This is a genomic window from Rheinheimera sp. SA_1, from assembly GCF_001669775.1.
GTDB lineage: Bacteria > Pseudomonadota > Gammaproteobacteria > Enterobacterales > Alteromonadaceae > Pararheinheimera.
Genome location: NZ_LXWK01000015.1, coordinates 674,117 through 697,539, shown reverse-complemented (window position 1 = coordinate 697,539; position 23,423 = coordinate 674,117). Strand labels below are relative to the sequence as shown.

General features: G+C 48.9%; 17 protein-coding genes, 4 tRNA genes and 1 pseudogene. 7 read left to right on the top strand and 15 right to left on the bottom strand.

The genetic code is table 11. The features are described from left to right. The first annotated feature begins 20 nt into the window (after positions 1-20). Positions 21-533 carry a DUF2919 family protein gene (locus A5320_RS10410; RefSeq protein WP_068064091.1) on the top strand — a complete coding sequence of 171 codons (513 nt, stop codon included), beginning with the start codon at positions 21-23 and terminating at the stop codon, positions 531-533. A gap of 39 nt (positions 534-572) precedes the next feature. On the opposite strand, the gene A5320_RS10405 is transcribed toward A5320_RS10410, so the two are convergent. Beyond that, positions 573-2,192: a tetratricopeptide repeat-containing response regulator gene (locus A5320_RS10405; RefSeq protein WP_068064090.1), complete on the bottom strand. Its 1,620-nt coding sequence runs from the start codon at positions 2,190-2,192 to the stop codon at positions 573-575. A gap of 187 nt (positions 2,193-2,379) precedes the next feature. Here A5320_RS10405 and A5320_RS10400 point away from each other — a divergent pair, with 187 nt between their 5' ends. Then, the gene (locus A5320_RS10400; RefSeq protein ID WP_068064088.1) at positions 2,380-3,099 is read left to right on the top strand and encodes a hypothetical protein; all 720 of its coding nucleotides are present in this window, start codon (positions 2,380-2,382) and stop codon (positions 3,097-3,099) included. Positions 3,100-3,284: 185 nt separating this feature from the next. On the opposite strand, the gene A5320_RS10395 is transcribed toward A5320_RS10400, so the two are convergent. The 4 genes from A5320_RS10395 to A5320_RS10380 all read right to left on the bottom strand — a co-directional run bounded on the left by A5320_RS10395 (position 3,285) and on the right by A5320_RS10380 (position 3,744). Beyond that, positions 3,285-3,360, bottom strand: a tRNA-Val gene (locus tag A5320_RS10395). A gap of 33 nt (positions 3,361-3,393) precedes the next feature. Then, positions 3,394-3,469: transfer RNA gene (locus A5320_RS10390), tRNA-Val, on the bottom strand. 57 nt (positions 3,470-3,526) lie between these two features. Further along, positions 3,527-3,602, bottom strand: a tRNA-Val gene (locus A5320_RS10385). 66 nt (positions 3,603-3,668) lie between these two features. After that, positions 3,669-3,744: transfer RNA gene (locus A5320_RS10380), tRNA-Val, on the bottom strand. Positions 3,745-3,946: 202 nt separating this feature from the next. On the opposite strand from A5320_RS10380, the gene gltX reads away from it, so the two are divergent. Both gltX and A5320_RS10370 read left to right on the top strand, forming a co-directional pair. Next, positions 3,947-5,359, top strand: coding sequence for a glutamate--tRNA ligase (gltX, locus tag A5320_RS10375; protein WP_068064086.1), 1,413 nt, complete (start codon positions 3,947-3,949; stop codon positions 5,357-5,359). 120 nt (positions 5,360-5,479) lie between these two features. Continuing rightward, positions 5,480-6,412 (top strand): DUF481 domain-containing protein, encoded by a 933-nt coding sequence (locus A5320_RS10370; RefSeq protein ID WP_068064085.1) that lies wholly within the window; start codon positions 5,480-5,482, stop codon positions 6,410-6,412. 164 nt (positions 6,413-6,576) lie between these two features. Here the strand turns inward: A5320_RS10370 and serA are convergent, their stop codons facing one another. The 6 genes from serA to ppnP all read right to left on the bottom strand — a co-directional run bounded on the left by serA (position 6,577) and on the right by ppnP (position 13,653). Then, positions 6,577-7,803: a phosphoglycerate dehydrogenase gene (gene serA / locus A5320_RS10365; RefSeq protein WP_068064079.1), complete on the bottom strand. Its 1,227-nt coding sequence runs from the start codon at positions 7,801-7,803 to the stop codon at positions 6,577-6,579. A 93-nt stretch (positions 7,804-7,896) separates the two neighbouring features. Further along, positions 7,897-8,559, bottom strand: a complete 663-nt coding sequence (gene rpiA / locus A5320_RS10360; RefSeq protein ID WP_068064077.1) for a ribose-5-phosphate isomerase RpiA — start codon at positions 8,557-8,559, stop codon at positions 7,897-7,899. Positions 8,560-8,751: 192 nt separating this feature from the next. After that, positions 8,752-9,837, bottom strand: a complete 1,086-nt coding sequence (locus A5320_RS10355) for a calcium/sodium antiporter (protein WP_231916705.1) — start codon at positions 9,835-9,837, stop codon at positions 8,752-8,754. Between the two features lie 107 nt (positions 9,838-9,944). Then, positions 9,945-11,303 carry a DUF4397 domain-containing protein gene (locus A5320_RS10350; protein ID WP_068064075.1) on the bottom strand — a complete coding sequence of 453 codons (1,359 nt, stop codon included), beginning with the start codon at positions 11,301-11,303 and terminating at the stop codon, positions 9,945-9,947. Between the two features lie 155 nt (positions 11,304-11,458). Further along, a complete protein-coding gene (locus tag A5320_RS10345) occupies positions 11,459-13,276 on the bottom strand; it encodes an ABCB family ABC transporter ATP-binding protein/permease (protein WP_068064074.1) in 1,818 nt (605 codons plus the stop codon). A gap of 95 nt (positions 13,277-13,371) precedes the next feature. Beyond that, positions 13,372-13,653, bottom strand: coding sequence for a pyrimidine/purine nucleoside phosphorylase (ppnP, locus tag A5320_RS10340; protein ID WP_068064073.1), 282 nt, complete (start codon positions 13,651-13,653; stop codon positions 13,372-13,374). Between the two features lie 247 nt (positions 13,654-13,900). Between ppnP and A5320_RS10335 the strand changes: the two genes are divergently transcribed. Then, a complete protein-coding gene (locus A5320_RS10335; RefSeq protein ID WP_068064069.1) occupies positions 13,901-15,256 on the top strand; it encodes a diguanylate cyclase domain-containing protein in 1,356 nt (451 codons plus the stop codon). A 37-nt stretch (positions 15,257-15,293) separates the two neighbouring features. Here A5320_RS10335 and A5320_RS10330 read toward each other — a convergent pair whose 3' ends face one another. The 3 genes from A5320_RS10330 to A5320_RS10320 all read right to left on the bottom strand — a co-directional run bounded on the left by A5320_RS10330 (position 15,294) and on the right by A5320_RS10320 (position 21,948). After that, positions 15,294-19,094, bottom strand: coding sequence for a sensor histidine kinase (locus tag A5320_RS10330; RefSeq protein ID WP_197490060.1), 3,801 nt, complete (start codon positions 19,092-19,094; stop codon positions 15,294-15,296). Positions 19,095-19,258: 164 nt separating this feature from the next. After that, entirely contained in the window at positions 19,259-19,540 is a 282-nt protein-coding gene (locus tag A5320_RS10325; RefSeq protein WP_197490059.1) for a hypothetical protein, read from the bottom strand. A 146-nt stretch (positions 19,541-19,686) separates the two neighbouring features. Then, complete coding sequence (locus A5320_RS10320; protein ID WP_068064067.1) at positions 19,687-21,948, bottom strand: arginine/lysine/ornithine decarboxylase; 2,262 nt, start codon at positions 21,946-21,948, stop codon at positions 19,687-19,689. A 494-nt stretch (positions 21,949-22,442) separates the two neighbouring features. On the opposite strand from A5320_RS10320, the gene A5320_RS10315 reads away from it, so the two are divergent. Continuing rightward, positions 22,443-22,778, top strand: a complete 336-nt coding sequence (locus tag A5320_RS10315; RefSeq protein ID WP_068064065.1) for an ISAs1 family transposase — start codon at positions 22,443-22,445, stop codon at positions 22,776-22,778. 250 nt (positions 22,779-23,028) lie between these two features. Continuing rightward, a pseudogene (locus A5320_RS22445) lies at positions 23,029-23,133 on the top strand (hypothetical protein); the annotation flags it as partial. On the opposite strand, the gene A5320_RS22275 reads toward A5320_RS22445, so the two are convergent. Then, a complete protein-coding gene (locus A5320_RS22275; RefSeq protein ID WP_068064063.1) occupies positions 23,133-23,315 on the bottom strand; it encodes a hypothetical protein in 183 nt (60 codons plus the stop codon). The pseudogene A5320_RS22445 and the gene A5320_RS22275 overlap by 1 nt on opposite strands. Positions 23,316-23,423: the final 108 nt, after the last annotated feature.

Genomic DNA, 23,423 nt, shown 5'->3' with positions numbered 1-23,423 from the left:
ATGCGCAGCCGGAGCTTGGTATGAGCGATAAACCCAAAGTCTATGCCGATTTACCGCTGTTGGATCAAGATGGCCTGCACCGGGTACCGCTGCGGCTTTATCTGCTGCTGTTGGTACTGCTGCGGCCCTATATCTGCTGGATTGCGACTTTAACTTTGCCCTCAGATCAACGCACCATGCTCAGTTATATTTACCCGCACAGCAGCGACTTTGTCCGTGCTTGCCTGATCGCAATACCGGTGCTGCTGATTGTAGCGGCGCTGACACAGCGGGTGCCTTACGACAAAAAATTAAAACGCGGTCGGGCGAAACGGTTTTGGTTTGGGATCTGGCGACAAAGCCGTTGGCTGTTGCTGGGGGTCTGCGCAGTCGATTTATACTGGACAGTCAGCCACTTACCACCTTATGTTTCGGTGAATGCCCCCTGGTTATTGCTGGCGCCGTTGGTGTTGATACTGGGGTTAGGTTGGTTACTAAGAAGCCGGCGTCTGCCGTTGGTTTTTGCCGAATGGCCTGAAGACAAAGCGGTTTAAGGTTGTGGTTGTTAACACTGCAGTTAGAGTCGTCAGCAACTATAGCGGCGCCAGATGTTTTTGTTTTAACTGTTCAAAACGACGGCTCTGTTCAGGGTTTAATTTACCTTTTTCAATGGTATTTAAACAGGATTGGATCAGCGCTTGCCGTTCTTTCGGGGCGCTATTTTGTGGCGCCATCAACACACTTTGCAGTAAATTCAACGCAATACCAGCGTTTTTGGGCAGTAACCTAAAAGCATGGGAAAATGCGGCCAATGCGGCCTGCCAATTCCCATGTTGAAAATGCATAACGGCGATGTTGTTCAGTTCGCGTGGTGCCGTGGCAAGCTCGGCGCGTTCATTGCGTTCTTGCTGCAGGTAACTTTTCAGATACGGATCAGTTTGCTGCTGTTGACAGTAAACACTGATCCGGTCGAACCAGGATTTTGACAGCTGGGTTAAACCCACTTCATGCAGTGCTTTGGCTTTATCCAGCGCATCTTCGATATTGTCGATATGCACTTCCTGATGATCCAGTTCTTCCAACATTTTTTGCGCTTTATCTTTGTGATCTTTCAGGTATTGCAACCTGGCCTGGATCACCAGTTGTTGCTGCTTCACATCAACATCCGGAAACTGGTTACGCAAACTGGTCAGGCATTCGGTAGCTTGTTTACTCAGGCGATTGGTTTCACCATCTTCATCGACACTGACAGCAAAATCGATACAAGCGCGCGCCAGATTCAAATACAGATCTGGTTGTTCGTACATTGAAAAGCGCGCGAATTTCAACATATCGCGTGCGGTTTTATACTGGCGTTCGTAATCATGATTCAGTCGTGATAACTGCAGCAGCTTTTGTTGACGATATAAATTTCGCGGTGCCAACTGGGCGGCTTGTTCCAGGTGTTGTTGCGCCGCTTCAAACTCATCCGCGGCAAACTCTTGTTCGGCAAGTTGTTCCAGCACGAACAATTTACTTTCACCGCGCATTTCCAGCTGTTGCATCTGCGCATTGGCCAGCTCGGTTTCACCATTGCCGCGCAGAGCCTTCACCAGACCAATCCGTGCCCAACCAAAGGGCTGCACTGCCAATACGGACTGAAAAAATTGCCGCGCTTTGGCAAAATCAGCCAGCTCCAGCAATAAATCACCTTTAAAGCGCAGTAATACAGGTACTAGTTTTGGCGCCTGCCCTTGCGCCAACATATTGTCGAGCTGTTGCAAAGCCCGGTCAGGCCGGCCATTTTCCAGCCATTGATAGATAGGACGTAATTCCAGTTTGCGCTTTAGTACCCGTTCAATCCGGCTTTGTAAATCGCGCATAGTGTAGGGTTTAGCAAGAAATTCATCAGGTTGCAGCTCGAGCACGCTATACACCAACGACGGATCGGTTTCGGCGCTGATAAAAATAAAACCAGTACTGAGTTTTTGCAGGCGGCGCACTTTCAGCTCTTCATACAGCTGATAACCATCTTTGCCTTGCTGCAAATTAAAGGAACAGATAATCAAATCGAATTGACGTTCTTTGCACATGACCAGCGCCGTTTGCGCTTTGTCGGTGAATTGCACCTGGCTGTAGCCAAGTTTTTCCAGGGTATAACGAAGGTAGTTTTGTGCAAGCGCCTGTTCGTCAATGATCAGGATTGTCATTTCGCGGCTGAGCGTCTGATCCATTGGTTTGCATGCACATGGCAAAAGTAGGTGTTCCTACTATAGCAGGCAGCAACTGCAGTTGAAACAGCAGCTTGATGGCCTCAATAGCGATACGGCTATTTTTACACTCTGGATACAGAAGGTTACATTGTGACGGTGTGGGGTTGGGTAGTCTGGCAACAACTTTCAACAACCAGGAATTTTCAGCATGAACCACCGCAACACCCGCCGGATTGGCGCCATCGGCCTTTGTTCTTTATTCAGCGCAATGTTACTGCAAGGCTGTAACGTCGATATTATCGACCCGGATAAACCCGTGGTTCTTGAATACGACTTTGCACAAGGCCAGCAAAACTGGCAAGCCGGTTTTGCCGATTATGATGCGGCTCAGGCCGATATTTTCGAGCTTGATTCTGGTGTAAAAACTTTGCCAACCGGATTTACCGGCACTGGTTACAAATTATCAGGCCATAACCGCAGTGACGATTTATTTATGTTCTTAAAGCGCCGTATTAGTGGTTTATCGCCATCTACCCGTTATCAGGCGCGGTTAAAAGTAAGCTTTTTATCACCAGCCGGCACCGACTGTATGGGAATAGGTGGCGCGCCAGGTGAATCGGTGTACCTGCATTTTGGCTTTGCCGATATTGAACCAAAGCAGGTTGGCTATAACCTGAATGTGGCCAAAGGTAATCAAGCGCAGGATGGTACCAATTCGAAAGTGCAGGGCAATATCGCGGTGAAAGATTTGCCTTGTGATGGCAGTAAATATCAAGCTAAAACATTAACTTCAGCCTCCGGCAGCAGCTTGCAGTTCACCACCCAAAGTGATGGCTCGATCTGGTTATTTACCGGCACTGACTCAGGTTTTGAAGGCAAAACGACGCTGTATTACCAGAAAATTGAGCTGGAACTAAAGCCTTTATAACGGCGGAAAGGGCGTAGAATGCTGGCAAGCTTTGGTGGAACAACCGGAGCTGCTAGCTATTTTTATTCTTCAGGAATTGCATGCCGGAGCCGTAGGTAACAACCACAATAGGGTCAGTTAAAACCGAAGTAATTGAAAAGTATGCCCGCAGTATTGGTCTGTATTGGAGTGCTTAAAAAGGAATTTGGTGGATGGTACTGGGCTCGAACCAGTGACCCTCGCCTTGTAAGGGCGATGCTCTCCCAGCTGAGCTAACCATCCTGGGGGGTTTCTTCGTAACTAAACTGCAGAATTTGGTGGATGGTACTGGGCTCGAACCAGTGACCCTCGCCTTGTAAGGGCGATGCTCTCCCAGCTGAGCTAACCATCCTGGGGTATTATTTTTGCTTTTCAGCAACTGTTGTCATGAAAACAACAGTTTTTGATATGGTGGATTGTACTGGGTTCGAACCAGTGACCCCCGCCTTGTAAGGGCGATGCTCTCCCAGCTGAGCTAACAATCCGCTGGATATCAATGTCTTGCAACTTCATCTAACCATTAGTTTTAATACTTAAAACTAAAAACGTTATGGTGGATTGTACTGGGTTCGAACCAGTGACCCCCGCCTTGTAAGGGCGATGCTCTCCCAGCTGAGCTAACAATCCGCTGCAACGTTCGGCCGTCATTATAGGGGGCGGACAAATGCTGTCAATCATATTTTATGTTTTTGCAGCCGTCTGCTGTAAAAGTAATCATTTTGCCAGGCCTTTGGAAATTCTGCATAAAAGCCAGGCCGAACAGCCGTGCAAGAAGGCGGCCGGGTTGGTACAATAGCCGCATTATTTCGACTGACTTACTGGATTAATCATGTCAATTGTTTCCCGTTTCGCGCCAAGTCCAACTGGCTACCTGCATGTCGGCGGCGCCCGCACCGCGTTATTCAGCTGGTTATATGCCAGAAAATATGGCGGCACTTTTATTCTGCGCATTGAAGATACTGATTTAGAACGTTCATCCCAGGAATCGGTAGATGCCATTTTAGATGGCATGAACTGGTTAGGTTTAGACTGGGATCAAGGCCCGTTCTATCAAACCAAACGTTTTGATTTATATAAAGAAGTCGTGGCACAGCTATTAGCCGATGGCAAAGCATATAAGTGTTTTTGCACCATCGAAGAAGTCGATGCGATGCGTGAAGCGCAAACTGCCGCCGGCGAAAAACCAAAATATAATGGTATGTGGCGTGACCGCACCGATCACCCAGCCGACAAACCTTTTGTGATCCGGTTTAAAAACCCACAAGACGGTGTGGTGGTGATTGATGATTTAATCAAAGGCCGCATCGAAGTTGCCAACGCTGAACTGGATGATTTAATCATCGCCCGCAGTGATGGTACGCCAACCTACAATTTAACCGTGGTCGTTGATGATTGGAAAATGGGTGTGACCCACGTCATTCGTGGTGATGACCATGTCAATAACACGCCACGGCAGATGAATATTCTGGCAGCCCTTGGTGCTGATATTCCGAAATACGCCCATGTGCCGATGATTTTAGGCGATGACGGTAAACGTTTATCCAAGCGCCATGGTGCTGTTGGCGTGATGCAATACCGCGACGACGGTTATCTGCCGGAAGCTTTGTTAAATTATCTGGTACGCCTCGGCTGGTCGCATGGTGATCAGGAAATCTTCAGTCTGGAAGAACTGGTACAAATCTTTGATTTATCTGACTGCAACCGGGCACCTTCGGCTTTTAACACCGAAAAACTGCAGTGGCTGAATCAGCATTATATTCGTACTTCAGATCCGGCTTATGTCGCAAAACATCTGCAATGGCATGTGACAGAGCAAAAGCTGGATATCAGCAAGGGCCCAAGTCTGGAGCAGCTGGTTGCAGTACAGGGCGAGCGAGTGAAAACCTTAAAAGAAATGGTTGAAGTCAGTCGTTATTTCTTTGAGGACTTTAGCGAATTCGAAGAAAACGCTGCCAAAAAACACTTACGTCCGGTGGCTGCTGAGCCATTAAAAGCGGTGCAACAAGCCCTTGCTGCAATCACCGACTGGACCGCGGAAAACGTGCACGCTGCCATTAACAGCGCCGCGGAAAGTCTGGGTTTAGGCATGGGCAAAGTCGGCATGCCGCTGCGGGTGGCTGTGACTGGCGGTGGTAATTCGCCGTCGCTGGATGTGACGCTGGCGCTGATTGGTCAGGCCCGTTGTCTGGCGCGGATTGAGCTGGCGCTGACGTTTATCAGTCAGCGTGGGGAAGCCGCGTAATTAAGCTTTTCAAAAGTTGATGTGAAGAAAGCCAGTCACTGACTGGCTTTTTGTTTGAGTCATTGTTTGCTTGAAATGGCGGCGCAGCAGCGTTGTCAGTGTGTTGTTAAGGGATAAAAAATGCAGTTGTTGTTGAATAAATCGTTGAATAAAACTCTCAATAAAACTTTAAACAAAAGCACGTGGCTGATGATCAGCCTGGTTGCTTTAGCCTTGCCATTGCAGGCGGTAAGTGCCGACACTGTCCAGGCGATGCCATTTGCCGCGTCCAGTTTGCCATCTGAAAGATTAAAACCAGGCCAGACTTTTCAGCAATTAAAAATTTCCGAAGCAGGTGTTGCCGGAACAAACACCAATGCCGATGGCGACAACTATAAGCCTTGGGCCGGTGACGTAGAGCTAGGTCTGGTGCTGAGCAGTGGCAATACCGAATCAACCGCAGTTCGCGCCAATGCTGAACTCCAGCATGAAATGAAAGACTTCCGGAATAAATACCTGATCCAGACATTGTTTCAGCGCAACAGTCAGTTTGATCGTGACACCAACACGAAAACCAGCAATACCACCGGTCAGCGGTTAAATCTGGTCGGACAGAGTAACTACAAATTTCATCGTAGTGAGTTCAGTATCTTCGGCCGGGGCGCCTATCTGAACGACCGATTTGGTGCGTTTCGCGAGCAAGCATCCATTGCCGCTGGTTCAGCGATGCGGCTTTATGAAGAGGGTGATAGCTACTGGGACATCGAAACCGGTCCGGGTTTTGCGCATCAGGAAACCTCAGATGGCGATCGCAGCACCGGTATTATCTGGTACGCCGCTACCAACCTCGATTATCAGCTCAATGAACACAACAGTTTCCGGCAATCACTGGAATGGTCGGTGTCGCTGGATGGTAAAAACTCCAGTTGGTTAAGCCGTAGCGCCTTTACGTCACAGGTTAGCGGCCAGCTGTCGATGCGCCTCGGTTTTATTGTGAAATATGACTCCAACCCAGGCGAATTCCGCTCTAAAACCGACACTGAAACGTCAGCGACACTGGTGTATTCGTTCTGATAACTCAGGTTTGGAATACCATTGAAACGAGCTTTGGTGATTGATGGGCGAAGGCGCTTCGCTGTTTGCCCCTACCGATCTGGGCTTAGACTAAAAAATAGGTAGGGTGGGTCAGCGCAGTTTGCGCCACCCACCATTTCGAAGCTGCTTACAAAAAGTGCACCTTAGTGCAATACCCGCGCTTTTAACGTGCCCGGAATGGCTTTTAGTTCATTCAGCGCCAGCTCGTGGTCGAGGCTGTCGATATCAATCACCACATAACCAATTTCGGCATTGGTCTGCAGATACTGACCGGAAATGTTGATGCCATGTTTGGCAAACGCTTCGTTGATCTTGGTCAGCATACCCGGTTGGTTTTTGTGGATATGTAATAACCGCGAACGGCCTTTGTATTCTGGCAATGACACTTCCGGGAAATTTACCGCCGACAAGGTCGAACCATTGTCCGAGTACTTCACCAGTTTACCCGCTACTTCATAACCGATGTTTTCCTGTGCTTCCTGCGTAGAACCACCAATGTGTGGGGTCAGAATGACGTTGTCAAAAGCACGCAGCGGCGATTCAAATTCTTCGTCATTGCCGGTAGGTTCAACCGGGAACACGTCAATGGCGGCACCAGCCAGCTTCTTTTCTGCTAAAGCACGGGCTAATGCATCGATATCAACCACAGTGCCACGCGAAGCGTTGATCAGGATAGCGCCATGCTTCATTAAATCGAGCTCAGCTTCACCAATCATGTTCTGAGTTTGGGGGGTTTCCGGTACATGTAAGGTCACTACATCTGAAGTTTTCAGTAAGGTGGCCATATCGACCTGGGTGGCATTACCCAGCACCAATTTGTCTTCGATATCGTAAAACTGTACCCGCATACCGATGTTTTCCGCCATGATCGACAACTGCGTGCCAATGTGGCCATAACCAATAATGCCCAAAGTTTTGCCACGGGCTTCGTAGGATTGTGTTGCAGTTTTTTGCCATTCGCCGCGGTGCGCAGCGGCGTTACGTTGTGGAATACCACGCAGTAACATGATGATTTGACCCAGTACCAGTTCAGCAACCGAACGGGTGTTGGAGAACGGTGCGTTAAATACCGGGATGGCGCGTGCTAAAGCAGCGTCTAAATCAACCTGATTGGTACCGATACAGAAACAACCAATGGCGACCAGTTTACCGGCTTCGTTCAGTACTTTTTCGGTTAGCTGAGTGCGGGAACGGATGCCAATAAAATGCACATCTTTAATTTTTTCAATCAGTTCTGCTTCTGACAACGAGGTTTTCAGATATTCGATATTGCTGTATCCCTGATTTTTGAAACTTTGCACCGCGCTCTGGTGCAAGCCTTCAAGCAGCAAAATCTTAATTTTGTCTTTCGGCAGTGAGTACTTTTCCATCTTCATTTCTCTTTAATGTTGCAAAATTCAGTTGACCAAAAGGGGCCAAAAAAGGGGTGTTGTTTACGTAGTCTAAGTTGTTATCGTTATTTTTTAGTTGGAATTCAGTACTTTGGTGCCATCGGCAGTGCCGACTAATACCAGATCGGCGGCGCGGCAGGCAAAAATGCCGTTGGTAACCACGCCGGTAATCTGGTTAATTTGTTGTTCAAAAGCCACTGGATCAGTAATTTTTAAATCAAATACATCCAGAATAATATTGCCGTTGTCGGTGACCACCGCTTCCCGCCAGACCGGACGACCGCCCAGTTTCACCAGCTCACGCGCAACATAATTGCGGGCCATCGGAATGACTTCTACCGGTAACGGGAATTTGCCCAGCACCTCAACTTGCTTGGTGCTATCTACGATACAAATGAATTTTTCAGCAACCGCAGCGACAATTTTCTCGCGGGTTAAAGCCGCGCCGCCGCCTTTAATCATATGTTTAGCCGGGTTAATTTCATCGGCACCATCGACGTACACGCTAAAACTTTCGACGTCATTTAAATCCAGAACCTCGATGCCTAAGGCGCGCATTTTTTCGGTACTTTGGATGGAGCTCGAGACCGCACCTTTGATTTCGGATTTAATCGAAGCGAGCGCATCAATAAAATGATTGACGGTGGAACCAGTACCAACACCGACGATGGTGTGGCGGGGGACATGGTCTAACGCTGCCCAGGCAGCATTTTTTTTCATTTCATCTTGCGTCATCGATTGTCCGGAAAGTTTTAGCCATAAAGATGGATATTATATCGAAAGCGGTGGCGTGCAACAGTGCAAAATTGCCTTAGTTGCAGAAATTCTGCTGAACACTGTGGTGAAGGGCTGCAAACTTTGCCTTGCCTGCATATCGGCCAAAAAAAACGCTTCCGAAGAAGCGTTTTTGTCTCAACCAACGAAAAGTTAAGCCGTGTTTTGTTTGCTTTTGGCGCGGAAATCCTGCAGCAACGACAACACCACATACACCAGTACCAGCGGCACCAGTCCGTACATAATGCCATCCTGTAGCTGTGCCAGATAGGGTTTGGCCAGCGCTACCGAAATCAGATACCAGGTGTAAGCCACATAAAGAAGCAGGAATAAAGCGCCTTCAATCCGGTTCAGAATAGCGCCGGCAAAGAAGAATGGCACACATAACATCGCCACTGCCAGCATCACTGGAATGTCGATTTGTGCTAACTGATCGCCAGCGATTAACGGGATCGGTGATACCAGACCCGAAATACCCAGCACACAAAGAATATTAAAAATGTTGCTGCCGACTACGTTGCCGACGGCAATATCACGCTCACCGCGAATGGTCGCCACAATTGACGTCACCACTTCTGGTAACGAAGTACCGGCTGCAACAATCGTCAGACCGATCACGGCTTCGTTCACGCCCCAGGCTGTGGCCAGTTCAATGGCGCTTTGCACCAACCAGCGGGCACCCAACACCAATAGGATTAAACCACCGACCACAAACAGCAGGTTTTGCCACATTGGGTGTGGTTCTTTCAGCAGTTCAGCGACTTCATCATTGGCTTCAGCTGCGGCTGCGCCTTGTGCTTTGCCTTGTTTAAACAGGAAAAAGGTATAACCAAGCAGACCTGCGGTTAACAGTGCCGCTTCAATTTTATCAATTTGACCATCTTGCACCATCAGCACTGCGATCACTGATACCGCAACCATGATTGGAACATCCTGACGGATGAGCTGGCGGGAAATAATCAGCGGCATAATCAGCGCTGAAACACCGAGGATAAATAAAACGTTGAAGATGTTACTGCCAACCACGTTGGCGATGGCGAGCTCGGCCTGACCGGCGTAAGCAGCCTTGACGCTGACCGCAAGCTCTGGAGCACTGGTGCCGAAAGCTACAACAGTTAAACCAATCACTAAACTAGGAATACCAAAAGTAGCCGCCAAACGTGCGGCACCCTTGACCAACAGGTCGGCACCGATCACCAGCAGCACCAGGCCGACTGCTAAAAATAGCCATGTCATCATGTTCAAACTCTCTCTGCAATTAAAACTGAACACAGCCTACTGATTTGAGGGTTAAAACACAACTGACAACAAGACTGGAGCGCCAACAGCGGCGCTCCTTGTGCAAATTATTTCACCAGACTTAACTTATAACCGCTGCTGGCGTAAGTATCAGGCTCAGCGACCAGCACATAGTTGCTACCGGCAGTCAGTTTCAGCAGTTCAGTTTGCGCCAATAGCATTTTGTTATTGTTGGCATCCTTGTGCACGATATACATGGTGTACTCGCCGACCGGCAGACTGACAGCACTTTGTGAAGCGTAGTTCAGGGTGCTGATGTAGTAACCGGTGGTTTCCATGGTGTAGCCTGGTTTTACAAAGTACACACTGATTTGGTCAAAACCCGGAATTACATTCACCACGTTAAAGTTAAAATCAAAAACCTGCGGCAGTTTGCTGTCTGTCAGGGTAATAGCCGCAGCTTTTTGTGCTGCGTCCAGGTAAAACACCACAGTTTTTACCGCCCCCTGGTTCAGGGTCACTAAGCCATTGCGCATAATCAACGCGTTATTTTGATCAGACAACGATACCCGGTAATCTCCGGCAATGGTTTCAATGTACGGGCTTAGAGTATCAGCTGCCAGGCCACTGAAAATTGGTTTAGGTGATAGCTCACCCAAATGAATATTAGCCGGATTAACGCTGTCGATGCTGTTATAAACCCGGAATTGGGCGTTAGAATTGACATCTTCCATGGTGGTCACTGCAGTAGTATTGACAATGACATCGATGGCGAATTTACCTGTACCCGGACCGATTGCGGCACGCGTGACCATCACATATTCTGTCAGGTAGTTCAGAGTAATTGGATCCGATTCAAATAACACTGTTTTCGAACCGCCTTCGGTTAGGTACAGCGTATAAGTGTCGACATCATAAGTTTTGGCCTGGGCGATGGTTTTATAGCCGGCACTCCCAACTAACACTGCCTCAGCAAAAGTTTTTTCCGCGTCACCCAGATAGAGATCATAAGTTTTGCTGTTGTTGATCAGATTGACCATGATCACTTTAAATTGGTCATCTAAAGTATCGTCGCGGGCAAAAGTGAGGTTAATCAGTTCTGGGCTTGCGTAATTACCTGTCATCAACAACAGAGTTTTCTGACTGTTTTTCAGTTCAGTTTTCTCAGTCATGATGGTGGTGACACTGCCAGAGGTTGATGTGTAGTTCAGTTCCAGGCTGTAACTGCCAGCTTCCATTGATTGCAATGGAGTTGCATCTGCAAAACCGGCGCTGCCAACGGCAATGTCGGTAGTGCTGTCACCCAGGTTTGCAATTACAGCCGTGGTCGCACTATTGGCCGAGCCATTGTAAAACTGCAGATATGAAGTTGGGTAAGTGGCCGATTCGTCAGAGGAGCTGCTGCCACCACAACCGGTTAACCACAAGGTACTGCAAACTAAGGTAAACAGGGACACTATTTTCATAAAACTCTCTATCCAGATATGCCAAAAAGCAGACATAGGAACAGAATTTTTGCCGTTAGTTGCCGCTTTTACCCAGCTTTACCGGGCTAAACCTTTCTTAACACAGGGTAATAATACTTTACTTCTACACCCTTCATCCTTGAAGCTGCAGCCCATCAGTCTTTGGCATCAGCCTGTTGCTCACGCTGCTGTAATGCCCAAAGCTCGGCGTAATAACCATTGAGTGCCAATAGCTGTTGATGCGAACCTTGCTCCACCACTTTGCCGTGCTGCAGTACGACTATCAGATCGGCATCGACCACGGTTGATAAACGGTGGGCAATCACCAATGACGTGTGGCCGGTGGCGACTTCACGCATCGCGGTTAAAATCGCACTTTCACTTTGCGAATCAAGTGCTGACGTCGCTTCATCAAAAATCAGAATAGGCGAGCGTTTTAATAAGACTCTGGCAATAGCGATGCGTTGTTTTTCGCCGCCCGATACTTTTAAACCGCGTTCGCCGACTAAGGTGGCATCACCTTGTGGCAAGCTTTGAATAAATTGGCGTAAATGCGCTAAATCAATCGCCTGATCAATATCTTGCTGCGAAGCCGCCGGATTACCATATGCAATATTGTCGCGGATGCTGCTGTTAAACAGCACAGTGTCTTGCGGCACGATGGCGATAGCCCGGCGCAAACTATCCAGCGTCAAGTTACGGATATCCTGGCCGTCGACTAAAATCTGGCCGCTGTTAATTTCATAAAAACGGTACAGTAACCGCGCCAGGGTACTTTTACCGGCCCCCGAACTGCCCACCACCGCCACTTTTTGGCCCGGTGCAATTTTCAGGTTAAACTGCTGCAAAATGGTTCTTTCTGCTTGATAACCAAAACAAACATCCCGAAATTCAATACTAGCTTGTTGCAGCTGTAATTCATGGGCATCCGGCGTATCAACGATGCTGGCTTTACGTTGCAACAAGCCCAGCATATTTTCTAAGTCGGTTAAAGCACGCCGAATTTCCCGGTAGACAAAACCCAGGAAATTCAGTGGGATAAACAGTTGAATCATATAGGCATTCACCATCGCTAAATCGCCCAGCGTCAGCTCTTTATCCAGCACACCTTTGGCGGCCAGCCACATCATTAACGTAATGGCAGCGGCGATAATCAGTGCCTGGCCCGAGTTCAGTGCCAATAATGACATGCGGTTTTTCAGCTTAGCGGTTTCCCATTTCGCAAGAAAATCGTCGTAGATTTTCGCTTCATAGCCTTCGTTATTAAAGTATTTAACCGTTTCGTAATTCAGCAGGCTGTCGACAGCGCGGGTATTGGTGGCGGAGTCGGCCTGATTGGCTTCGCGGATAAATTTGTTGCGCCATTCGGTAATGGCCACCGTGAACCAGATATAAAAACTGACGGCAACAGCGGTAATGAGCGCGTACCAAAACGAAAACAAACCCCAGAAAATTGCGGCCACCAGCACAATTTCCAGCAGGGTTGGAACTATGTTAAACATCAGGAAGCGCATTAAAAAACTGAGGCCATTGGTGCCGCGCTCGATATCACGGCTGATGCCGCCGGTATTGCGGTCGAGGTGAAACGCCAGTTCCAGTTGATGCAGATGTTGAAATACCCGCAGGCCAATTTTACGCATCGCATGTTCGGTGACCCGGCTAAATAGTGCGTCGCGAATTTCACCAAAAAACACCGTGCCAAAGCGTAATAAACCATAACCTGCGATCAGCAGCAGCGGCAAGGTGATGGTAGGATGTAACGAGCGATCGAGGCCATCAACAATCAGTTTTAGCGCATAAGGCAATAATAAAGTGGTGGCTTTGGCGGCAATCAATGCCAGCATCGCTAACACTATGCGGCCTTTAAAGGCCCATAAGTAGGGCCACATATACTGGATAGTTTGTTTCAGATTCAGCGCCTGTGCCGATTTTCCGGTTTCAGGTCGTTTAGCTGCTGTTCCCATCCCGCGCATAGTGGCTCCCGAATGATGTGTGGTTTCAAAGCGGGATCAGTCCAGTTTGAAACAATGCCAAATCATGCGCGATGGCACTGATTTAGGAGGATAATTTATTCATAAGTGCAAAGATAAGCCGTATCGGTCGCTACTTGCAGCTGAAATTTGCTGTGTGCCGGTACTGCAAACTGCTGACCACGGCTGAAGGTTTGCCATTGCTCGCTGCCGGGTAATTTCACCGTTAACGCGCCGCTGACAATGGTCAGCACTTCATGCTGACTGGTGCCAAATTCATAGTCACCAGGCGCCATCACACCGACTGTCGCTGGCAGTTGTTCACCGGCAAAAGCGATGGACGCTACTTTACCATCAAAATACTGATTAATTTTAAACATGACACGCTCCTGAGTAGATTAAGCCTTAGTAAATCGTAATTTAACGGGCTTGAACAGTTATTTTTGGATGTATGGATGTCTGAAATGATTCAGGAGTTGCCACGATGTCAGGCACTGATTGCGCTTTGTACCATGACAGGGTACTGTTAAATGTACCAAATCCTGGCACCTGGCATTCTCCTCTGCCAGAGCCTGTTGTCAGGTTGAAAATCAGGCGTCGGTTACGAGATTGCCGCAGGAGCAGTAAGTGGACAATAACCATTTTGTCGCAATTAGTCAGTACATCGATTTATTGCTGGATGCCATTTGTGTGGTCGACGCGTCCGGTACTTTTGTGTTTGTCAGTGCCGGTGCCGAGCGTATTTTTGGTTATAAACCGGAAGAAATGATTGGCCGCTCGATGTTGGATTTGATCCATCCGGAAGACCAGGCCAAAACCTTACAAACCGCCGCTGAAATTATGCAGGACAAGCCCAAAGTAGACTTTGAAAACCGTTACTTGCGTAAAGACGGTCAGGTGGTGCATTTGTTATGGTCTGCGCGCTGGTCGGCTTCCGATCAAAGGCGGGTGGCGGTAGCGCGTGATATTACCCAACTGAAACGTGCGCAACAGCGCCAGTCAGCCTTGTATCAGATTTCCGAAGCAGCGCATGCGGCGCAGAACTTATCCGAGTTATACCAACATATTCATCAGATAGTGGCGGCTATTTTACCTGCAGCAAACTTTGCCATTTTGTTGACGGATCCCGAGAGTGGGCTGTTGCAGTTTGCCTGCCAGGCAGCGGCGGAGCCAGCAGCCATTGTGCAACATCAAGCACAGATCATACAGCATGCACAGCAAGTAATGGCGCAGCGCAGTACTTTGCGTACCAGCACTTTTCCAAATGATTTAACACCGCAGAATAAGCTGCAGCAGATAACTGCGCAGCACTGGCTGGTGGTACCGTTACGTCAACACAATCATTGGCCTGGCGCACTAGTGTTATTTGGTCCACGGCCTTATAGCGCACACGATCAGGAACTACTGGAATTTGTGTCGACGCAAATCGCCTCGGCGATTGAACGCAAAAAAATGCATGACCGGTTGCAGCAGATTGCTTTGTACGACGTACTGACCAGCTTGCCAAACCGGCTATTGTTTTCTGATCGGCTGCAGTCGGCGTTATATCGCGCCAGTCGCGAAAAAACGCAGTTTGCGGTGTTGTATCTCGATTTAGATAAATTTAAGCAAGTGAACGACGACGCCGGCCACGCTGTTGGCGATTTGCTGCTGCAACAAGCGGCCACACGCATCAAACACGCGGTACGCAGCAGCGACACAGTCGCCCGTTTTGGCGGCGACGAATTTGTGGTGTTGCTTGAGCATATCGAAACGTTTTCCACCGCCGAGGGCGTCGCCGAAAAAGTGCGGCTGGCTTTGAATGCCGCTTTTGTGCTTGCTGATGGCCTGTTTCATGTCTATCCCAGCATCGGCATTTCGATATTTCCTGCTCAAGGGCAGGATGAAAAACAATTATTGCTGGAAGCGGACCGGGCGATGTATCAGGCGAAAAAAGCCGGTGGCAACCAGGTTTGGTGGGGCGGGGTAAATCAAAGCAGCTGATTTGATGCCAAATGACTCCATTGCACAGCTTGGGCAGTTATTTATCTAACACTTTGGACACCGTCGGGAAGCTTTGGCTTACCAAAGGCTCCGGGTGGCTGCGATGTAGACGACAGCAAAAGCTGATATCAAACCAACCGCTGACTTCGTCAGTCTGATAGCGGATGGTGCCGTGCAATAATTGCGTCACCAGATTAAAAAGCAAACTTAACCCCAACCCAACCCGGCCATGTTGGCGCGAGCTGGTGATAAAAGGGTCAAAAATCTGACCGCGCAATGCCCGGTTAATTGGTACACCATTATCAGCATAATGCAGGTGAAGCTGATCGCCCTGCAAGCTTATCCGCAGGAAGATGCGGGCTGCGCCATCCACCTTGGCGTGATGCACCGAATTGAGTAGTAATTCGTGCAGAATTTCGGTGAAGGCACTGGCGTAAGTTTCAATCTGCAGCTCGCCGACTATCTCAGCATCAATTTGAAATTGTCGTTGTGCCAAGGCATCTTTGAGTAAATGGAGTTGACTGTGCCAGATTTCGGCCGGTTTAACCCAGGCCAGATGTTCTCCGGTGATATTGACTGCCAGCTTTTTAAAAGCAACGATCAGCAGATTGACCCGTTGCAAATTTAACATCGCCAGGCTGCAGCCAGTCAGAATTTGTTGCTGACTATCGTCAAAAAACTGCGCGGACAATTGTTGTGCGCTTTTAAGTTTCTGTTGTTGCAGTACCATATCTTCGACACTGGAAACCGAAGTGATGACCACACCCAAAGGCGTATTCAATTCATGCGCCAGACCCGCCACCATAGCGCCAAGCGATGTCATTTTTTCCACTTCAATCAGTTCGTTGCGCGTATTGGTGAGTTGCTCAATAGTTGCAAGCAGCTGCTGATTACTTTGTGCCAGTTCACCGGTTCTGCATTGTACCAGTTGTTCCAGTTCGTTATTGAGTTGGAGCAGCTGTTGCTCCACTTTTTTCAGCTCATCGATCACCTGTAAAGTCCCGCTGAATCGCAGCGGTCGTTGTTGCTGATCACGTTCAGTAATTTTGCCGCGATCCAGCACCCATAGCCATTGCTCCGGGCCAATTTTCAGGCGATAAGATGCCTGGTAATAGTCGCTGGTACCAGCCAGATGCTGCATCACACCGGTTTTGACCTGGGCCCGGTCATCCGGATGCACCAGCAGCAATTGTTGCTCCAGCAGAAAAGGACAAGTCTGGGCCGGACTGTTTAATTGGGGCAGGCAGTTTTGGCGCTGCATGCGTTGCTCTGCCAGATGCCAGTCCCAAAGCTCATCGCCGGAGCCCCATAATGCCAACCGCAGTTGTTGTTCTTTTTCAGCCAGTTGCGCCAGGTGCCGGGCTTTGAGTTGTTGACGGTGGCGTAAGTCCAGCCCTGCCATGCCGCCAAGGATTAGCAGCAGTAACAGATAGGCGCCATACGCCAGGTTGCTGCGCCACCAGGGCGGTGCTATTGCAAGTTGTAACGTCAACACTTGTGCTGATGGTTGCTGATCCGGGCCTAACCAGCGGATCTGCAGCTGATGTAGACCGCTTGGCAAATTATACAGATCAAACAAGGCTTGATCGGTGGCAGGTCCCCAATCCTGCTGCAATTCCGGTACTTTGAGCTGATAGCGCAATGTGCTGAGGTCACCGCTGCTAAAACCTTGCAATTGCAAGCGGAATTGTCGTTCTTCATAATCGAGTGCAACGACGGCAGGAGATCCTTGTTGACTTAAATTAATCTGCCGCCGAAACGTTTGTAGCTGCGAAAATCTCAGCTGGATCAGCACGGGTTGTTGTTGCTTTGCTAATTGCAATGGCAGCAGATTCAGCCCGTTGGCCGAACCACTGATCAAATACTGTTGATTGCTGAGCAATTGTTTTGCCGGTAAAGGCAGCTGCAACCCTTGATACGCAGCAACAAAGCTGCCTTGCCACTGTTCGGGCTGATACACCATAATTTGGTCGCTGTTGTTCAACCAAATCTGGCCGTCAGCGGACAAATGCACCGCCAGAATTTCATTGCTGTCGGCGGTCAATCCCAGCACCGGTGAATCCAGCTGGAATTGTCCGTTGATTAGCTGCAACCGGAAAGCACCTTGATCGCTGGCAATCCACAAACGCTGTTGTGAGTCGGTTTTTAGATCAAAATAGGCTTGCCCCGGAAATTCACTCAGGCTGAATTGTTGCCAGCTGTCAGTTTTGGGGTCCAGCAACAGTAAACCTTCAGCCCGGGTCAGCAGCCATAATTTACCGTCATCCCTGGTGGCCATATTGACGATGGTTACCAGCTGGTTTTTCAGCTGTGGTTGACTAAACTGCCGTTGCTCGCCGTTTTGCAGGTTGACCTGCAGCAAGCCGTAATAGGTCGCCAGATACAGCAGTTGCTGTTGCTGATCGACATGACTGGCAGTGATCGTAGCGAAGGTTTTGTCTTGTAATGCCGCTAATGGCTGCCAGCGAAATTGCTGCCAGTCCGGGTCTGATTGGTAAAAACCGGCATTTCCGAACAACAGCAGGCTACCATCATTCAGCTGACGCGCGGCATAGGCCTGCACTTCTTCAGGGAAGGCCTTGAGTTTGTCCTGGTCGGGATGCCAGTGCCATAACCGATATTGATGGTCGGCTAACAACCAGCTTTGATCCTGAAGCGCCAGCAATGGGCGGATGGCCTGAGCGCCAAGGCCGGGGTTGGCGAGGCCGAAGCTTTGAGCATCAAGATGGCGTAAGGCGACCCGACTCAAACCGGAGTTGACTGTACCTACCCACAGATTTTGCAAACTATCGATAAACAATGCGCTGGTGTGGTTGTCCGGCAAGCCATGCGTCAGCCCCGGCACATTGACGAATCGGTGGCTGATGCCACTGGTCAGCTGGTAACGGATCAGGCCGGTATCCGGGCCACTCAGCCAGAGTTGTTGTTGATGATATAGCAGATAAAAAGGATGGGCCGACGCATCTAAGGTTTGAGTATCTAACAATAACTGCCAGGTCCGTTGAGCCGGATCCAGCTGATATAACTTTTTGTGCTGCAGCACATAAAGTATATCGTCGACTGCCAGCATCGCCTCGGCGGGCTCGGCAGTTGGCAATTGTAATACCGGACTGAGTTGTTGCTGTTGCTCTGCCCAATGATACAGTTGTCCTTGATCAGTCAGCATCCACAAATCGGGGGCTGCCTCGTCGGTATGGCTAACTCTGGCGTATCGATTCACCACGGCCGCTAATGATGGGCCGATTTCTTTAAGTTGCATGGTCGCGCGGTCGACATACCTGAGTCTGTGGCCACCGAGCAACCAAATCCGATCACGGGTACCGAACAACCTGGCCACATTAAAACTGCCGGTTATAAGCTGTGTTGATAAATCCAAAGTACGAAATTGCTGATCGGCATATCGCATCTGTTGCAGCTGCAGATTATAAGTCAGCAACCATAAGGCTTCGGGATCCTGGGTATCTAAGTCGGTAATCAGATTATTGGCAAGGCCGGAGTTCTGCGCGCTCAATCGCCGGATTTGTTGTCCATCGTAATACAACAAACCATTACGGCTGGCGAGCCATAACTGGCCAAATGGATCTTCGCCTATGGTGCCGACACCACCGTAACGGCTCAGTTGTTGTTCTTCTGCCGTACTGCTGAAATGCAACATTGGTAACATTCGGGCAGAGCTGGTTTCGGCAGCAAATGCCTGCGGAAGTAACAAGGCTGACAGTAACACCAATCCTGAGCAATAAAGCAGAGCTGATTGCAGCAGATGTCGCCATTGCGTCAGTAGCAGAATGACCAGCTCAACAGGATTTTCAGCGGGAACTGACCAGTACCTCGGGTGCAAAGCGGCCATCCTCATCAAGCATAGATGTTCAAATCCTAGTCAGCTTTTAATCGCTTAGCGAATGCAGCAGGAAAATAACGGACAGTTTCCCGACATTAGAAAATTGCTAAGGGATGCCGGTTTATATCAATGTGTTGACGAACCCAAACCCGAATCTTCCGGCATTAGACAGCAGGCTTGTCATCTTCGGTCTCCGGCTCGCCGGATTGTTCCTTTTGTTGTACTTGTTCTTGTTTAACGCGTTGTAATTTTTTGATTTCTGAATGTGGGATCGGCAGCAATGAAATAAGCGGGAATATGGCCAAAATCACATAAGCGCCGGCGGGACGGCGTTTAGCCCAGCGCACGACTTTGGCTAACAACCACAGCAATACCACAAAACTGCTGATGCCTATAATGGCGGCCAGAATGAACCAGCCGATGTGGATGTTTTGCGTGAAGTTCATCTAAATAACCACCAGGTTTCAGTGAGTTATTTAGTGGTGTGGTAAATGCGACAATTCAAGGTTGCTGCTGATTTTTTATACACAACTATAAAAAAGCCGCGCTTGTTACAGCACGGCTTGATCAACAGTGTTATGTAGCCAGTCGCTTAAGCGACACAATCCACATAATACACTTTCTTGCCATCAACTTCCGTCAGTGCCAGACCATGGATATAAGTTTCGAAGCCTGGGAACTTGCCGTTAAATTCGCGGGCAAATTTCAGGTAGCTGACGATGGTTTCGTTAAAGACTTCGCCGGGGACCAACAGTGGAATGCCTGGTGGATACGGGGTTAGCATCACGGCGGTAATGCGGCCGGTCAGTTCGTCTAACGGCACCCGTTCGATTTCTTTGTGCGCCATTTTGGCGAAAGCATCGGCTGGTCGCATCGCTGGCACCATTTCCGATAAATACATTTCGGTCGTCAGTTTAGCGATGTTAAAGGTGCGGTAGATGGCGTGGATCTGGTCGCACAAATCTTTGAGGCCAATTCGTTCATACTGCGGATATTTCTGGATAAATTCCGGCAGAATGCGCCACAGCGGAGCGTTCTTGTCGTAATCATCTTTAAACTGCTGCAGCGCTGTCACCATGGTATTCCAGCGGCCTTTGGTGATGCCGATGGTGAACATGATAAAGAAGCTATACAGGCCGGTTTTTTCAATCACCACGCCATGCTCGGCCAGATATTTGGCGACAATGGCGGCTGGAATACCGGCGTCAGAGAAGTTGCCGTCGACATTCAGGCCAGGGGTTAAAATGGTGGCTTTGATTGGATCCAGCAGGTTAAAACCTTCGGCTATAGCGCCAAAGCCGTGCCAGTTTTCATCTGCGTGCAGCATCCAGGCATCGCGGTGATCCAGACCTTCGTCGGTTAAATCATCCGGGCCCCAAACTTTAAACCACCAGTCGTCGCCATATTCGTCATCGACTTTGCGCATGGCGCGGCGAAATTCCAGCGCTTCGTCCAGTGATTCTTCCACCAAAGCGGTACCACCCGGCGCTTCCATCATCGCCGCTGCCACGTCGCACGAGGCGATAATAGCGTATTGCGGGCTGGTCGAAGTGTGCATCAGATAAGCTTCGTTAAATAAGTTGGTATCAAGCTTATTGTGGTTGGCGTCCTGCACCAAAATTTGCGAGGCCTGGGAAATACCGGCTAACAGTTTATGCGTGGACTGGGTTGAGAACACCATTGAAGTGTCACAACGTGGCCGGCCTTCGCCAATCGCGTGGTAATCGCCGTAGAAATCGTGGAAAGCGGCATGCGGCAACCAGGCTTCGTCAAAATGCAGCGTTTCGATTTCGCCATCCAGCAGCGACTTAATCTCTTCAACGTTATATAAAATACCGTCGTAAGTAGACTGGGTAATGGTTAACACCCGTGGTTTCACGTCCGGGTTTTTCGCCAGCACTTCGCGGATAAATGGGTTGGCTTCCATTTTTTTGCGGATGGTGGCCGGTTCAAATTCACTGCGTGGGATAGGGCCGATAATGCCGTAATGGTTGCGCGTTGGCATTAAAAATACCGGCAGCGCGCCGGTCATCATAATGGCGTGCAAAATCGATTTATGGCAGTTGCGGTCAACCACCACGATGTCGTTTGGTGCGACTGTGCTGTGCCAGACAATTTTGTTTGAGGTTGAAGTGCCGTTAGTGACGAAAAATAAGTGGTCGGCGTTAAAAATCCGCGCGGCGTTGCGCTCAGAAGCGGCGACCGGGCCGGTGTGGTCCAGCAACTGGCCAAGTTCATCCACTGCGTTACAGACGTCAGCCCTAAGCATGTTTTCACCAAAAAACTGGTGGAACATCCGGCCAACCGGCGATTTTAAAAAGGCCACACCACCGGAGTGCCCAGGGCAGTGCCAGCTGTAAGAACCGTCTTGTGCATAGTGGGTAAGGGCGCGGAAAAACGGTGGCGCTAATGAATCTAAATAACTTTTGGCTTCGCGGATAATGTGCCGCGCCACAAATTCCGGCGTGTCTTCATGCATATGGATAAAACCATGCAGTTCACGCAGGATATCGTTTGGAATATGGCGGGCGGTACGGGTTTCGCCGTATAAATAAATTGGAATATCCGGGTTACGGCGGCGGATTTGCTCGACAAAACTACGCAGTTGCGCGAGCACCGAAATACTTTCTTCTTTGCTGCCGCTGCCAAATTCTTCATCGTCAATTGACATAATAAAACCGGCAGCGCGGCTTTGTTGTTGTGCGAATGAAGTTAAATCGCCGTAGCTGGTGTAGCCGACCACATCCATGCCGGCCTTTTCGATGGCAGAAGCCAGTTCGCGGATGCCGGAGCCGCTGGTATTTTCTGAGCGGAAATCTTCGTCAATAATGACCAGAGGAAAGTAAAAACGCATTATGGCTCCTTTTGATGCACAAGTGGCAAGGCGAGCGGCAATAGGCTCAGCAAAAATGGATAAAAGCCAGGCTGCATTGCTATGCAGTCCGGCACTTCAGTCTAGCTGATATTAAGTCGATGAATACCCCCACGACAGTGGGGCGGAAAAACCTGCACACCATACCTGAAATCTCAGTTTTTTCCAGTGAAAATCTGCCAAATACCGCAAATTGTCACTGGATGGCGGCAGTCAGGATGCGGTCGTTTCCAGTCACTCGAAAGCGAAGTCGCCAGAGACCATCATCACAAATAGATATGCCATAATTATGACTTAGCATGCAGGAGGGATATCGACGCTGCTTTTCTGGCCGTTTGCAACATACAAGGCTGGAAGATACTGAAGATTTTTGCGTTTATCGGCTCTATTGTTTGCAAAAACGTGGTTTCTTTAAGCGAGGGATACCTGTCCACGATACCATTGCCCGCGTTATTTGACATCCCGAGCCAGCTTTTATGCAGCAGTGCTTTATCGATTGGATGTGCGATGTCAGTTCCCGCACAGAAGGTGAATTGGTTGCGATCGATGGCAAAACACTGCGCGGTAGTTGGCGGCTAGGCAGCCGGAGTTCTGCTATTCACATGGTCTGCGCATTCGCATGCTCCAGCAGTTTGGTGCTAGGGCAAGTGGAGACTGACGAAAAATCAAGTGAGAACAAAGCAATTCCAAAGCTTCTACGCCTGATAGAAATAAAAGGTTGCTTGATAAGTATTGATGCTATGGGTTGTAAGAAGCTGATCGCCCAACAACTTAACCAAAAAAAGTTGATTATTTACTGGCAGTTAAAGTGAACCAGGGGCGCCTGCACAGTGCATGTGAAAAATCCTTTCAAAACTACGAGAGCATGGAGCGACAAGATACTGTGCAGTAAAAGTCGTGGTTGGAAGGCCGTAGTTACCAAATCCTGAATGCGTTGTACTACCAGAGGATATCCCGGAGCAATGGTCAATACAAATAACTATTGCTATGGCAACCTGATATCGCATTACAAAAGACCAAAATCCCAGTTTTGAACAGCGATACTTTATCAGTTCAGCGGAATTGGATGTTGACCAATTTGCCAACACCTGCCGCAGTAATTGGCTAATAGAAAGCCAACTGCATTGGGTGTCGGATGTCAGTAAGAGTGAAGATAACTGCCAGCTTTATAGCTCTAATGCACCAGTAAATCCAGCGAGTATCCGCCATATTGCACTAAACATGTTACGACGGGACAAAAGCCGAAAGCTCAGTATATCGAGAAAGAAAAGAGCACCAATGATGGATTCTGGTTCTTTGGATGCCGTTTTAGAAGCGGGAATTGCTGTGTTTAAAAAATAATCATTCATGCTCTCGCCCTGCTGCTAATGGCATGTTGAGTGGACGAGACATAGAATGTCTCTTATTGAAAAAGTTATAATGTCCGAAATGAAAACATAAAGAGCTATTTATTGTTC

Excerpts from the sequence above, each read along its gene's own strand:
- serA (WP_068064079.1), bottom strand. The coding sequence starts at position 7,803 with ATGGAAAAGTACTCACTGCCGAAAGACAAAATTAAGATTTTGCTGCTT.
- A5320_RS10410 (WP_068064091.1), top strand. The coding sequence starts at position 21 with ATGAGCGATAAACCCAAAGTCTATGCCGATTTACCGCTGTTGGATCAA.
- A5320_RS10320 (WP_068064067.1), bottom strand. The coding sequence starts at position 21,948 with ATGCGTTTTTACTTTCCTCTGGTCATTATTGACGAAGATTTCCGCTCA.
- A5320_RS10325 (WP_197490059.1), bottom strand. The coding sequence starts at position 19,540 with ATGAACTTCACGCAAAACATCCACATCGGCTGGTTCATTCTGGCCGCC.
- A5320_RS10355 (WP_231916705.1), bottom strand. The coding sequence starts at position 9,837 with ATGATGACATGGCTATTTTTAGCAGTCGGCCTGGTGCTGCTGGTGATC.
- A5320_RS10405 (WP_068064090.1), bottom strand. The coding sequence starts at position 2,192 with ATGGATCAGACGCTCAGCCGCGAAATGACAATCCTGATCATTGACGAA.
- A5320_RS10400 (WP_068064088.1), top strand. The coding sequence starts at position 2,380 with ATGAACCACCGCAACACCCGCCGGATTGGCGCCATCGGCCTTTGTTCT.
- A5320_RS22275 (WP_068064063.1), bottom strand. The coding sequence starts at position 23,315 with ATGAATGATTATTTTTTAAACACAGCAATTCCCGCTTCTAAAACGGCA.
- A5320_RS10345 (WP_068064074.1), bottom strand. The coding sequence starts at position 13,276 with ATGCGCGGGATGGGAACAGCAGCTAAACGACCTGAAACCGGAAAATCG.
- A5320_RS10350 (WP_068064075.1), bottom strand. The coding sequence starts at position 11,303 with ATGAAAATAGTGTCCCTGTTTACCTTAGTTTGCAGTACCTTGTGGTTA.
- A5320_RS10370 (WP_068064085.1), top strand. The coding sequence starts at position 5,480 with ATGCAGTTGTTGTTGAATAAATCGTTGAATAAAACTCTCAATAAAACT.
- A5320_RS10315 (WP_068064065.1), top strand. The coding sequence starts at position 22,443 with ATGCAGCAGTGCTTTATCGATTGGATGTGCGATGTCAGTTCCCGCACA.
- ppnP (WP_068064073.1), bottom strand. The coding sequence starts at position 13,653 with ATGTTTAAAATTAATCAGTATTTTGATGGTAAAGTAGCGTCCATCGCT.
- gltX (WP_068064086.1), top strand. The coding sequence starts at position 3,947 with ATGTCAATTGTTTCCCGTTTCGCGCCAAGTCCAACTGGCTACCTGCAT.
- rpiA (WP_068064077.1), bottom strand. The coding sequence starts at position 8,559 with ATGACGCAAGATGAAATGAAAAAAAATGCTGCCTGGGCAGCGTTAGAC.